This is a genomic window from Myxococcales bacterium (genome assembly GCA_012517325.1).
GTDB lineage: Bacteria > Lernaellota > Lernaellaia > Lernaellales > Lernaellaceae > JAAYVF01.
Window position 1 is genome coordinate 97,709 of sequence record JAAYVF010000087.1, and the last position, 12,719, is coordinate 110,427.

General features: G+C 61.0%; 9 protein-coding genes and 2 tRNA genes. 2 read left to right on the forward strand and 9 right to left on the reverse strand.

The genetic code is table 11. The features are described from left to right. Nucleotides 1-24: 24 nt before the first annotated feature. Complete coding sequence (locus GX444_15785) at nucleotides 25-1,053, forward strand: ROK family protein (protein ID NLH50041.1); 1,029 nt, start codon at nucleotides 25-27, stop codon at nucleotides 1,051-1,053. Here the strand turns inward: GX444_15785 and GX444_15790 are convergent. The 8 genes from GX444_15790 to GX444_15825 form a co-directional block, all read right to left on the reverse strand. Then, nucleotides 960-3,566 carry a hypothetical protein gene (locus GX444_15790; protein ID NLH50042.1) on the reverse strand — a complete coding sequence of 869 codons (2,607 nt, stop codon included), beginning with the start codon at nucleotides 3,564-3,566 and terminating at the stop codon, nucleotides 960-962. The two genes, GX444_15785 and GX444_15790, sit on opposite strands and share 94 nt — an antisense overlap. Before the next feature lie 62 nt (nucleotides 3,567-3,628). Beyond that, the gene (locus tag GX444_15795; protein ID NLH50043.1) at nucleotides 3,629-5,392 is read right to left on the reverse strand and encodes a hypothetical protein; all 1,764 of its coding nucleotides are present in this window, start codon (nucleotides 5,390-5,392) and stop codon (nucleotides 3,629-3,631) included. A gap of 181 nt (nucleotides 5,393-5,573) precedes the next feature. Then, nucleotides 5,574-5,644, reverse strand: a tRNA-Cys gene (locus GX444_15800). Between the two features lie 10 nt (nucleotides 5,645-5,654). Further along, nucleotides 5,655-5,726, reverse strand: a tRNA-Gly gene (locus tag GX444_15805). Between the two features lie 126 nt (nucleotides 5,727-5,852). Continuing rightward, nucleotides 5,853-7,394, reverse strand: coding sequence for a hypothetical protein (locus GX444_15810; protein ID NLH50044.1), 1,542 nt, complete (start codon nucleotides 7,392-7,394; stop codon nucleotides 5,853-5,855). Then, the gene (locus GX444_15815; protein ID NLH50045.1) at nucleotides 7,391-8,662 is read right to left on the reverse strand and encodes a hypothetical protein; all 1,272 of its coding nucleotides are present in this window, start codon (nucleotides 8,660-8,662) and stop codon (nucleotides 7,391-7,393) included. Before GX444_15815 ends, GX444_15810 begins: the two co-directional genes overlap by 4 nt. 2 nt (nucleotides 8,663-8,664) lie before the next feature. Further along, the gene (locus GX444_15820; GenBank protein NLH50046.1) at nucleotides 8,665-9,516 is read right to left on the reverse strand and encodes a hypothetical protein; all 852 of its coding nucleotides are present in this window, start codon (nucleotides 9,514-9,516) and stop codon (nucleotides 8,665-8,667) included. Continuing rightward, a complete protein-coding gene (locus GX444_15825; protein ID NLH50047.1) occupies nucleotides 9,513-9,686 on the reverse strand; it encodes a hypothetical protein in 174 nt (57 codons plus the stop codon). The genes GX444_15820 and GX444_15825 overlap by 4 nt, the downstream gene beginning before the upstream one ends. 656 nt (nucleotides 9,687-10,342) lie before the next feature. Between GX444_15825 and GX444_15830 the strand changes: the two genes are divergently transcribed. Next, the gene (locus GX444_15830) at nucleotides 10,343-11,245 is read left to right on the forward strand and encodes a class I SAM-dependent methyltransferase (GenBank protein NLH50048.1); all 903 of its coding nucleotides are present in this window, start codon (nucleotides 10,343-10,345) and stop codon (nucleotides 11,243-11,245) included. A gap of 321 nt (nucleotides 11,246-11,566) precedes the next feature. On the opposite strand, the gene GX444_15835 is transcribed toward GX444_15830, so the two are convergent. Continuing rightward, nucleotides 11,567-12,469 (reverse strand): hypothetical protein, encoded by a 903-nt coding sequence (locus GX444_15835; protein ID NLH50049.1) that lies wholly within the window; start codon nucleotides 12,467-12,469, stop codon nucleotides 11,567-11,569. Nucleotides 12,470-12,719 lie beyond the last annotated feature (250 nt).

Below are 12,719 nucleotides of genomic sequence, written 5' to 3' on the forward strand. Positions count from 1 at the left end.
TCCGGCGGCGGAACAGGAACAGCGATGGGCGAGTATTTGCTCGGTTTCGATATCGGCGGCACCAAGTGCGCGGTCGTGCTCGGCCGCCCGGACGGCGAAGCCGTGACGATCCTGGCGCGCGCGGCTTTCGCCAACGAGGGCCGGACCGCGCCCGGTGATATTCTGCCGCGGTTAATCGGCGAGGCGCGGGCGATCTGCGCCGCGCGGGGAATCGCGCCGGCCGACGTCCACTCGCTCGGTATCAGTTGCGGCGGGCCGCTCGACAGCCGGCGCGGCGTGATCCTGGGGCCGCCCAATCTGCCTGGCTGGGACCGCGTGCCGATCGTCGACGAATGCCGCGCGGCGCTGGGTATTCCGGTCCGGTTGCAGAACGACGCCAACGCCGGGGCGCTCGCCGAATGGCACTGGGGCGCCGGCCGCGGCTGCCGGCACCTGATTTTTCTGACCTTCGGCACGGGAATGGGCGCCGGTCTGATTCTCGACGGCCGGTTGTATGCCGGCGCGAGCGACCTCGCCGGCGAGGTGGGTCACATCCGGTTGGCGGAAGACGGACCGGTCGGTTACGGCAAGGCCGGTTCGTTCGAGGGCTTCTGCAGCGGCGGCGGCCTGGCCGCGGCCGGACGAGCGTTTTCTCGCCGCCTCGCTGTGGAGGCGACACCGCCGACCGCGCAATCGATCGCGGAAGCGGCGGCGGCGGGCGACGCCGCGGCGCGCGAGATCATCGCCGCCAGCGCGCGCTACCTGGGCCGCGGTCTGGCGATGCTCGTCGACCTCCTCAATCCCGAACGCATCGTCATCGGCGGCATCTTCGCCCGGCAACGCGACCTCTTCTGGCCGCTCGCCCAGGAAGTGCTCGCCGCCGAGGCGCTGCCGCTCGCCCGGCAATGCTGCGCGATCGTGCCGGCCCAGCTCGGCGAGGCGATCGGCGACTACGCCGCGCTCGCCGTCGCCCTGGTCGATCAATCCGTCCCCCTTCGCAGAACGAACGTGGCGATTTCCCAGGGCGCCAGCGCGGCTTCCAACCGGCCGCCGACCAGCGGCTCTTCCCGGTAGATCTCGTCCTCGCCCAGCGAAACGCGGTGCGCGCCCGTCAACGGGACGCCCGGATCGACGACCAGGCGCGCGCCGCGGCCCGACGCGTCGTAAGCGCGCAGCACGATCGCCGGCGAATCCTCGGCCGGTTTGAGCACGTCGCAGATCGCGTCTCCTTCGAGGCGCCACAACGAAAGCGGCGTTTGACGGTCGCCCGCGTGCGGCGGTTCCGCGCGCCACAACGGCGGCAGCGCGAACTCGCGCGCCCGGCGGGTCAGTTCGTCGAACGCGGGCCGGCCGCGCGTCGGCAGCAACGCGTAGTGAAATTCGTGTTCGCCCAGGTCCCAGGCATCGGCGGGCCGGCGATAGTCGCGATAGACCCGCAGCATGTCCCGCGGCCCGATCAGGCCGGGCCGATACGGCACGCCGCCGCTGGCGTATTCGCGCAGGATGAGCCAGTGCAGGTTGCCGAGCGCCAGTTCGAAGAGGTTGATGCCCAGTACGCCCAGCCGCACCGTCCGGCCCAGCGCCGCCAGGATTTGCCGCCAATGACGGCGCACGAATTTGCCGAACCCGCGCGGCCCGACCGACACCGAGCGCAGCAGCCCCAGCGCCAGCGACGCGCCGTCGAACACCGTCGAGGGAATCCCCCGATTGAGCACCGCCAACCCGGCGTCGGCCCCGAAAACGCCGGCCCAGCCCTGACTCGGCCAATGGCCGGGCGCGCGCGGCGTGGCGTGGTACGGCGTCTCGCAAACCAGCTCGCCGGAAAACGCCAGCGGCAGCCAGGCGAGGATGCGGCGATCGCGCCGGCGCAACGTCAGCCGCGTTTCCACTTCCAGCCGGCCGCGGCCGGGCAACAGCGCGTAACGCGTTTCGACCGTGGCGGCGGGATATTCGGCGCGCACCGCGACGACCGAGCGCAGCGGCCCCGACTCCAGTAAAACCGGTTGGCCCAACGGCGCGCCCAGTTCTTCCTCGCCGGTCAACGCCACCGTCCAGAGGTTGCCGAAATCCGCCAGCACCCGCACTCCGCCGGGACGCACATCGCCCGGGCGCAACAACTCGCGGCCCGTCGCGACGTCCGCCAGACCGCACAAGCCGCGCGCGTCGATGTCCGCCCGCAGCAGGCCGTCGGTCAACGTGAATCGGGGTTCTCGCCGGGACGGCGGCGGCGTTGGCGGCGCGGGCGTCGCCGACAGCTCGAGGCGCACGACGCCGAGCGCGGGCAGCTCGACCGCCGTCAGCAGGCCATCGGCGGTCGCTTGCGCCGGCAGCGGCCGTCCCGCCGAATCGACCGGCGTCGCGTCCCGCGCCACCTCCCATGGAATGGAAATCGTCGCCGACCGCGGCCAGGTCAGCGGATTGAAAACCAGCAGGCAATCCCGCGACGCGCCGGACGTATCCAGCCGCGCCGCGATCGTTTCCATGGCGCCAGCGAGACCGGCGGCGATCGTTTTTGCCGCCGCGGCGCCGCGCGCGAAGGCTTCGCGCATGGCCGGATCGATCGGCGTGCCGTTGATCGTATCGTGAAAATCGTTCTTGATCAGCTCGCGCCAGGCGTCGCCGATTTCCCGCGCCGGATACGCCGCGCCCGACAGCCAGGCCGCCGTCGCCAGCCGTTCCCACGCCAGGATGCGCTGTTCGAGGTCGCGCGCCAATTGTTTGATGCGGTGGCGCGATTCGTAGCCGCCGCTGTGCAGCGGATTCATTTCCGCGCGGCGCACCGGCAACTCGGCGCGGTGCGGTTCCAGCGCGGCGAAAAAGCGCGACGGCAGGGAAAATTCGAGCGGTGTCGTGCCGGGCGTCCGCCGCCAGCGACGCACGAAGTCAACCCACGATTCGGACGGCGCCAGGAAATCGAAGCCGAAGGGAATCAGATGAACCGGGGCGGCATTGTGCGGTTGCTCGTAGGCCAGCCGCGCCCGCACCTCGCGAAAGTGATAACGCACGTTCCAGAAACGGCTTTTGAAAAGCGGCGGCAGACCCGCGTACATCGCGACCAACCAGAACGACAGCACCGCCGAACCGTCGGGCGCTTCCCAAACGAAGGCGCACGGATTGCGCCGGTCGAACGGATCGAGCCCGCGGGTGAATAGGTAGTGCGGCATTCCGCTTTTCCGCAATAGCTGCGGCAGTTGCGGCGGATGACCGAAGGTGTCCAGGCCCCAACCGACCCGCGGGTACTGCCCGAGGTGATCGCGCCACCAGCGTTTGCCGTAAAGCAGGTTGCGCACCAGCGCCTCGCCGGTCGGCAGGTTGTGATCCGGCGCGGCCAGCCATGAGCCGACCGCTTCGACCCGCCCGGCGGCCGTGAATTCCCGCAAGCGCCGGAACGCCTCCGGATCCTCGCGCTGCAACGGCTGCACACTGAAGGCCTGATCGAGCACGTAGGTGAATTCCGGGTGACGCGCCAGCATGGCGACGACCTCGCGGTCGATCGCCAGCAGGTCCTTCGCGTAATCGCCCTCGGTTTTCCACCATTCGAGGTCGCTGTGATAATGGGGAATCGCGTGAACCGCCCGGAATTTCATTTTCGGCAACATCCGTCTGGTGGTCTTGAAACAGTGAAAATCACATCTCGCCCACGCGGCGATCAACAGCCGCAACCGCCGTCGTCGTCATCGTCGCCGGCCTTCCCGGCACTCGGGGAGTCGTTGTCGTCATTATCATCATTATCATCATTATCATCATTATCATCATTATCATCATTATCATCATTATTATCGTTATCATCATTGTCATCGTTATCATCGTCGTTGTCGTCATCGTCGTCGGGCGGCGTGACCGTTTCGTACTCCAGCGCCACCACGTCGTAAAATTCCAGGCTCGGCACGACCAGCGAGGTCTGTTCGTCGTTCGTTTCGAACGCCAGCGGAATTTCCCCGTCGAAATCCGGCGAAATCAGCGTCGCCGACAGCACGCCGCCGATCGGCACGGTCGCCGCGACGTCGGTCTGCGGCTCGATGTGCGTTCCGGGATAGTGGTGATTGATCAGGTGCAGCAAGGCGAATTGCGTTTCGGGGTCGTACCACAGCGTCGGCGCGATCTGGCGATCCGGCACGACCACCTCGCGCCGGCGCGGGTGCTCGGTCAGGCCGTGGTAGTAATCCGCGTGCACCTTGAACCAGTCGATCAGGTGAAAGACCGTGTCGTGCGTGCCGTTGGTGCGGATGTCCTGCAGGTAGTTCTTGAAATGGAACGCGTAAAACACGCCGCTGGCGTAAGCCTCGGCCGAATTGACGCGGATGTAGTCGATCTTCTGCTGTTCGGACAGGCCGCTGTACCATTCCATGCTGGTCGGCCAATCGAGAAAATAGATCAGCGGCGCGTCGCGGCCGAGCAGTTCGCGGCTCGCTTCGCGGCCCCGGCGGAACCAATCGACGAACGACCAGCGCAGCGGATACGGCGCCAGGATGAAGGTCATTTGGAAATCCACAAAGGGCGAAATGCCGTTGACGCACGAGTAGAGCGGCCGCCCGTACTCCGCGGCCAGATCTTGGATGCCGTCGGTGAGTTGTTCCAGGTAACGGCGCGTCGCGTGGCCGTGAAAATCGTTTTCGCTGTACATGGCGACCGGGTCGGCGGTGAACAGGCGCACCGGGTCGAACCACTGGAGCAGCGGTTCCCATTCGAAGAAGAGCGGATTGGTCAGGAACGAAAAGAACGGAACATCGGCCCAGCCGTGCGCGGCGAGATAGTCGCGGTACTGGAAGGTCGCGATGTCGTCGATGTCGAACTCGTTCTTCCAGTCCGCCGCCGTGTAATCGGGGTACTTTTCCCACAGGTAGTCGCGGAACGCGGCGACGGCGTAGTCGTCGTACCCTTCGTTGCCGAGGTTCCAACCCGGGCTTTGGATGTATTGCGGTTCGTCGATGTGAAAACCGTCGAGCCCGGCCTCGACCTGGCGCCGTGCGTGTTCGAGCAGGAAATCGACGACGGCGGGATTGCTGCTGGCATAGTGCGCGCCGTTGTCGTCCCACAGAATGACGACGTTGCCGCCGGCGTCGCGCGTCACGAAGTCGGCGAACTGCTCGTCGGTCGTGCCGTCCTCGTAGCGGAAGAAGGACGAGGCCGTGAAGCCGCCGATCACCGGCAACCCGGCTTCGTGCAGCCGGGCGACGCCGTCGGCGTAAGGTTCCCAATCGGCCGGATCGGAACCCCATTTGAAGTACCCGCGCAGCACCACCTCGACGCCCGAATCGATCAGTTCGTCGACGATGCCGGCGTCGTCCACGTATTCGCAGATCGCGAAGGTCGTCGCTTCGTCCAGCGGCGTGAGGCGCGACGCGGCCGCCGGCGCCAGGGCCGGCCCGAAGAGGAAAAACGCCAATATGGCCGCCAACCACCGGTATTGCATCGCTTCGGCTCCGCAGGTGAAGGCGCGGAAAAGACATCATTAATGATCGCCGCCGGAAGTTTAGCACCGGTGGGCCGTGGTCACAACAAAAGCCGGTCAGCCGGCGGCGACCGCCTGAAATCATTAAACGAAAACGGCCGGCAAGTTCGACTTGTCGGCCGTCGGATCATGCGGCGCGGAAAGGCGGCGACCGGAATTGAACCGGTGGTGGAGGTTTTGCAGACCTCTGCCTTACCACTTGGCTACGCCGCCAAAAAAGAAAAGCGGGAAACGGGATTTGAACCCGCGACCCTCGCCTTGGCAAGGCGATGCTCTACCACTGAGCTATTCCCGCTTGGCCCCAACTTTTGGGATGGGCAATATCTAAAACCTTGGGGCAAAAGTCAAGCACAAAATGTAGTTGCCCACTTGGGTGCCGGCCCCATAGCCACGGTATCCGACGGCCGTTTTAGCCGTCAAATCATTGACTCCCGCCGGTCGGCGATTCCCGGTTCAGGTACTCCCAAATCAGGCGGCCGGCAAGTTCCTGCCCGGCCGGCGTTAAATGGTCCATATCGTAAAAAAGGAAGTCATTCTCGGCCTTTAAAAACGGTTCGAACAGGGAAATGACCTCCACGCCCTTTTTTTCCAAGTGTTCCAGCAGGTTCCGGCGAAAAGCCGAATAGAGCTGAAAAGACGGATCCCAACGCGGGATGGCGTCATCGATCACGATCCAGCGGACGCCCAGGCGCCGCGTGCGATCCTGGATGATGTCGTATTCCGTAAATAATTTTTCCGCCCGCTTGGAATCGTACATCCAAGCCAAAGGAACCCATTGCGGGCTGCCGTAAAAAATGAACAAGAGGTAGAACGTCGTCGGCACACGGACCGCCGTGACGTTGAACCCGACCCAACCGCCGTAAAACATCACCGTATCGGCCTGCGAAATTCGCGTCAGTTCGGGCAAATATTCCGCCCACCGGGAAATCATCCAGCCATTCTGGGCGCCGTTGATCACGACCACCGGCCGACCCTGCTCGCGCGACAGGCGATTGACCACCGCCGCCATGCTTTGGTCCACCCCGGCAGGGTTGCCGCGCGGCACGCTGCCGCCGATCAACAAAACCCGTTGTTCGCCGGGTTGCCGCGCCGGTAATATCCGCTGGTAAGATGGTTCGCCGGACCGGCCGGCGCTTTGGTCGGTATAAACCAGATTGGAAAAATCGTAAGGTTTGATTGCATCGCGATGAACGAACGAATAGATAAAAAAACCTGGGGAAAAAGGCAACAGCAGGGCGAGACTCAATTCGATGACCTGCAACGCCTCCTTGGACAGCAGCAAGGAAAGCAACGCCAGGGGTAATACGAACAACAACAGGAAACCCAACAGGCAGATCGCCGCCATTATCGGCCAGTAAATCCACCATGAGAATTGCCGCACCACCGTTTTTCCCTGTTGGTCGGGAAAGTGATATTCGAATAGCAGATCGGTCGGCGGAAGAACGCTTTTATTGAGCAACCGAGGTCCGACGCGCACGTAGGCCGGCAAATCGCCGGTCACCCCCGCAAGCGCCGTCGCGATTTCTCCCTCCGGCCCGACCAACCGCGGCCGGCCTTCTTCAAAACGAATCCGGTACCGCCCGGCCGGAGCCCGATGGCGTGTGATCGTTTCCACCTGATCGACGGCGATCGACCGCGCCGTGACGGCGCCCTCGGCGGAAAAAAACAATTCAGCGTATCGCCCAGTGGGAAGCTTGAAAAAAAGATCGAGCGTCTCGCCGGACGAAAGCGGATAATGAAAATCGACCTGTTCCAGTCGGCCGCCGGACGGCGCGGCGACTTCGACCAACTGCAACCCCAACTCGTGGACCTCGGCGAAACGATAGGACGGTTTCAGTTTGAGATGGCCCAGTACCGGCGAGTAATGCAGGAACATTAGGCCGATGAAAAATGCGGCCAGATGCGCCGGCCAGAGCGCCACGAGAGTCTTCCGACTCTTTTGCAGCCGGGAGTGCAGGTTCATCGCGCTTCCCTCGCCGCCGAATCGGCCTGCAAAACGCCGGCCAGCGATTCGCCGAGCAAACGATGCCCCGCGGCGCTTGGATGGATGGGGTCGCCTTGCGCGGTCAGAAAAAGGTCTTCATCCCCCCGTTGCGAGAAAACGGCCGCCGCGTCGATCAACACAACGTTTTTTTCAGCCGCGACCTCGCGCATCAGCCGATTGTAGGCGCGGCCATCTCGCCCGCAACGGCGCGCTTCGCTTTTCATCAAGGCGGCGAACGCCTCGGCGGAGGCCGCCGGCCGGCCGAGTTGTTCCTGACAATAGCCGATCTCGTAATACGCCGCACTGAAATCCGGGTCCAGCGCAATCACCTGTTGCAGCATGGAAATCACGGTCGGGCAATGTTCCTTGGTCCGATCCCGCATCGCCCGATGAAACAATTCGCTCGCTTGTTGCCGCGTCTCCTCCGGCGCCGGTTCGCCGCTCGGCAAATGCACCGGCATGGCGATCAGAATCGGCGTCAGGTGGCGAGCCCGGGCAAAATCCACCATCTCCGTCAGATTCGCGCGATAATCGTCCGGCGGCACGCGCCGGCTGGCGGGGCGATAAACTTGCACCGGCTGGCCGGCGTGAATTTTTCTCCGGTCGGCTCCCGCCCGGAGAAAACCCGAAAACCAGCGATAAAAGCTGCTCCGATCCAGCCAATCGGCGACGGCGGTCAAGGCTTCGTTTTCCGGCGGCAGCATCGCATCCGGCCGGCCGTCGCTGCGAAAGAAGCGATAGGTATCGATGTCATTGATGACATAGGCGATTGTCACCACCCGTGGTTGCAGGTCGGCCAGTTCACGCCGCAACAGCCATTTGCCCTGAAAAGACGAAAAACCGATCTGCCCGCCGTTGATTACCTCGACCGACAATCCCGCCTGCCGCAGGCTCGTTTCCGCCACTGCTGCATAGGTTTCCTCGTAGTTCACTCCCCACCCGAAGGTCGGCGAGGCGCCGAGGCACAGCACGCGGTAGCGGGCCTTGGGCGCGACGCCCTCCACCGGCCGGACGCGCAGGCCGCGCCCATCGGTCCAAACCGGCACGCCGGCAAAACGCGTGCGCAAATTCGGGCGGACGCGCCAGAAGAGAACCGGATCGCGTTGCAACAGCTTAAGAATCTCGTCCAGGTGATTCGGGCCTGCCGCCAGACGGCAAACGGCTTCTGCGCCGAGAAAAAAAATCAAGGCCGCCGACAACGCGATGAATTTCGCCAGACGGGAAGGAGGGCGCGGCGATGATTTCACGATCATTCCTCGAAAATCGGCGCCGCTTCGATCCAACGCCCCAGGGGGCCGGCGGCGCGGTTTCGCCGGTAATCATCGATCCATTCATCGCAACGCGCGATTTTTTCGCGATAAAAATCGGCGACTCCGCGGCGATAACGCTCCATCCCGTGGCTCGGTATGTAGTAACCGAGCGCAAAAACATTGAGCAACATGAGTTGCAGGCAATGCGGTTGCAGGCGGCGGTCCAGCGCTTTGCCCTTGATGTTTTCCTCGGGCATGAGGCCGGCCTCGAACAACACTTGTCCCGTGGTGCGGCCGGTTACGGCGTTGGCGGCTTCCGCCGGCCTGGCCAACGCGGCCAGCCCCAATTTATGAAACCAGTCGATCTCGGCGGGAAAATCGAAATCGAATACCGGATTCGTGTAGGCGATCCCCGCGCGCGCGTACATTCCCCGCAACAATGCCAACACCTCCGGCATCTGGGCGGGAAAGTGACTCATGTTTTTGTTGGCGCCGTCGACGGCCTCGTCGATGCCGTGATCCAGGCAATAGAGCAAGGTCCGCACGTGCATCGCCAGCTTGCAAAAACCGCACGTGGTCAAATTGAAAAATCCAAACCGCCTGACGTTTTGCGAATAACGCTCGTAGGTCAGCGCGCGGAAGAGTCGGTCGGTATCAAACACGCGATGAACGAATTTCCCGGCGCCGAATTTTTTTTGCAGGGCCGGGAGATTGTAGGAACTGTTGCCCACTTTACGCAGGCCGGAATGTCGAAAAGTCAACAAGTGGATCCGCTCAAAATGTTCGGCGATCAATACCACCGCCGCGGTGGAATCCGTGCCGCCGGAAAAAAGAACCGCCGCCTGTTTCACTTTTTACCATCCGGATAGCGAAGTTGGCGGATCAGAAACCGGGTCAAGAGAAAAATGATTCCATAGAGGGCTTGCATGGTTGCACCGATCAGCCGGGCATAAAACACGCGCCATCGCCATGGCAACAACAACCCGATAGCGCAAATCAACCAGGAAATGATTCGTTTCATTAATCTGATTTCCGCGCTTTTTACGCTCAACCGTATCGATGCGCCGAATCTGTCCGGATGCGATCGATGCCCGAATCCGTTCAGAAAAATGCGTAAATCGCCGGTAGAATCGACGAATTACCGGTTAACGTGACGAATAATGTGAGAATGGCAATAACAATAAGTATCGGATATAACCACCATTTTCCCGTTTCGCGGATCCGAAGAAAAAGAAAAAGCAGCAATTCACGTCGGTTGTGGATGACCGGTGTTTTATCATCGGATGATGGAGGCGCCAATTTGCTTTGATCCATTGGTCTCTCTTTCCCGCTACTCAGTTTGAAACAGTAACAGGCGATGCGCTATTTTTCAACTCTTCGCCGGTCGGTGCATCCGATTCAAGAGCGGATCCGAAATCTCAAAAGCAAGAAAAAGTTTGATTGACACCAAGAACAACATGCGATACTTTTTTTGCGAGTAGTTACATAGGGTAACAAACCAAATCCAGGGAGTACCAATGAACTGGCGTCCGGCCCCCAAACCAAGACCCGAAACCCCTAAGAAGTAGGTTCTTCTCCGTAAGAACCCCCCTTCTTTGTTCACTCTCGACCTACCCTTTTACAAAGGGAAAGGAAGGGTGTGACCAAAACGGGCTTTTCCGTTAGTATGTTTTTACCATGACTTCCCGACTGTCAGATTTCATTCCTGAAGGCTTGGCCGGCAATCTCGCCGACTCGGAGCAATCGCGGGCGGCCGTGTTGGCGATCGAGCCGGGTTTCCACAATCTGATCGGCCAGGAGGAAGCATGGTCGAGCCGGCCGGAAGCGATGGACTTCCTGCGGCCGGCTTCGCCCTTTTTCCAACTCAAACGACTTTCCACGGCGATTTATCGGCTTCATTTCGCTGCCTGCCTGGACGGCTTGCCGCGCGAGACACGGGTGTTGGACGCCGGATGCGGCATTGGCCGGTTCACCGTCGAGTTGGCCGACCGCTTCGCCGACGTGATGGCGTTCGATCCCTGCCGCCGCTCGTTGGACGCCTGCCGGGCGCACCTGGCCGAGCGGAATCTGTCCGGAGTCGTTTTGCATTGGGCTGATCTTTCCTGGCTCGACACCTTGCCGGCCGCCTCGTTCGATCTGCTGTTCGCGGTGGAATTGATCTGTTATGTCGGCGATCCGGAACTGGCTCTGCGGCGCCTGGCACGGGTGTCCCGACCGGGGGCGCGGTTGCTGTTGTCGGTCGAGGCCAAACCCGGCGCGCTGACGGTCCGGGCGGCGGATCGGCCGGGCGAATGGCGACGCCTGCTGGCCGGCGAACCGCTGCTGCGGGAAGGCGATTGCTTCGTCCGCCTGTTCGACGAAACCTCGCTCGGCGAACTGCTGGAGCGGACCGGCTGGCGCGTCGACTCGCGGCGAATGTCGCACTTCTTCGGCGAGGGGCCCTTCTGGCAAAGCCTGGACGACGACCGCCTGGCCGACCCCGTTTACTTCGCGGAAATCCTCGCGGCCGAGGAAGCCTGCCGCACCGATCCGCGCCTCGCCCCCTGGGGCCGCGTCCTGAGCGTCGCGGCGCATCGCTGATTCCCTGTTTGTTGGATTGTCGATCACCCAATGATGCAGTCTGTCCAACAGCCGAGCATCGGGGATCAATCCTTTTCATCACCTGCGGAGGCCCTTGACCGTCTCACCTTAACCGCAGCCGGGGTGCCATGGTCTTCGATCCGTCCGGATCGATGGCCATGCCGAGCGGATACCAATCGTCACCCTGCACGACACCGATCCGTCACCCTGAACAACACCAATCGTCACTCTGAACTTGTTTCAGGGGGCCACTACGGCCGCTTCATCAGAGACTCAATATTCTGCCGAATGGTGTCTTCCATTTTCATGCTCTCCATTTCATCAATCGCTCGGTTCGATTTGGTAGATATGGCCTTTCTCCGGTTCTCCTTTGTCGCGACGAACTAGGGTCGGTTTGATCCAAATTAGTTTGCGGAGTGACAAGCCTTCACCGTGAGCCTGGTTTCTCCAATGTCCTCTACGCCAATGGGGAGAAAGCTCCCTGCCGGTTGGTAGACCTTCGTATTCAACTCTGATTGATTCCCCGCAGAAATGAATCTTTGAGTAGATTCCTAAAGAATTCAGTGCTTGTTTTGCTCGCTTGATGTCTGCCTTCCGTGTTGATTGCTCAAGAATTTCGATCCACGTTCTCGGAGTCTCATCGGGGTACTTGTATTCTATGTCCGGCTTTTCAGAACTCAGGTAGCAAATCCCATTGACGATCAATCGTAGAGCGGCGCGGAAGGTCGGAAAACCTTCTGAGTTCTCACGAGCCACCTCTACTTGAGTCAGCTTTCCACGATCAATGACTATCACGTTGCGGTCACCTACTGAATAGAGACCGGATGTATCAGGAACGTCATGTGGTCTAAAAGGTTGCTCCTTCTGGACCGCCACATCAATTGCCTGGCCGACCGTTGTTCCCGGTGTATCAAACATCAGCGGAAAGTAAAAATAGCGGTCCCGCTCTAAAATAAAATTCATTTTTTTGTAGTCTACGTCTTTGCGGCGAGTGCTCAATATGACGCTCAGTAGTCCACTCTCCCACAAAGAAGCATCCACGTAGGCTCCATCTACAAAAAAACCACCATTCCATAAATTCATTTCGTCCTGCATTCCAAACGACAAGTAGAAACATGGGAAAAGAAATCTGATACTGTCTAGTTGAACGTCGTCTACATCAGTCATGCGAAAGAGGTCAGTCATTACCGGTGGGAAGCTGAAAATATTTTGGCCGTGCAGCATAAAAGTTGCGAAATAACTAAAATAGGATAGTTCCTGTGTTGGACAAGCCCCACCATTCAGTGGGCAATTCCGGGGACATGGGCAATTCCGGGGACACATTACTTAGGGCAATTCCGGGGACACATTACTTATCTCCCACCGCTTTTCGCTTTTCGGATTTCCGATGGATTTAGAGGGACAGTATCTACAAATTGGAATTTCTGGAGCATTATTTCACTCCATCCATCGACCACCGTCGGAATTTCTCACA

What these genes read in the sequence shown, in the direction of transcription:
- GX444_15785 (NLH50041.1), top strand. Translation starts at nt 25, where the DNA reads ATGGGCGAGTATTTGCTCGGTTTCGATATCGGCGGCACCAAGTGCGCG.
- GX444_15790 (NLH50042.1), bottom strand. Translation starts at nt 3,566, where the DNA reads ATGAAATTCCGGGCGGTTCACGCGATTCCCCATTATCACAGCGACCTC.
- GX444_15795 (NLH50043.1), bottom strand. Translation starts at nt 5,392, where the DNA reads ATGCAATACCGGTGGTTGGCGGCCATATTGGCGTTTTTCCTCTTCGGG.
- GX444_15810 (NLH50044.1), bottom strand. Translation starts at nt 7,394, where the DNA reads ATGAACCTGCACTCCCGGCTGCAAAAGAGTCGGAAGACTCTCGTGGCG.
- GX444_15825 (NLH50047.1), bottom strand. Translation starts at nt 9,686, where the DNA reads ATGAAACGAATCATTTCCTGGTTGATTTGCGCTATCGGGTTGTTGTTG.
- GX444_15830 (NLH50048.1), top strand. Translation starts at nt 10,343, where the DNA reads ATGACTTCCCGACTGTCAGATTTCATTCCTGAAGGCTTGGCCGGCAAT.
- GX444_15835 (NLH50049.1), bottom strand. Translation starts at nt 12,469, where the DNA reads ATGCTGCACGGCCAAAATATTTTCAGCTTCCCACCGGTAATGACTGAC.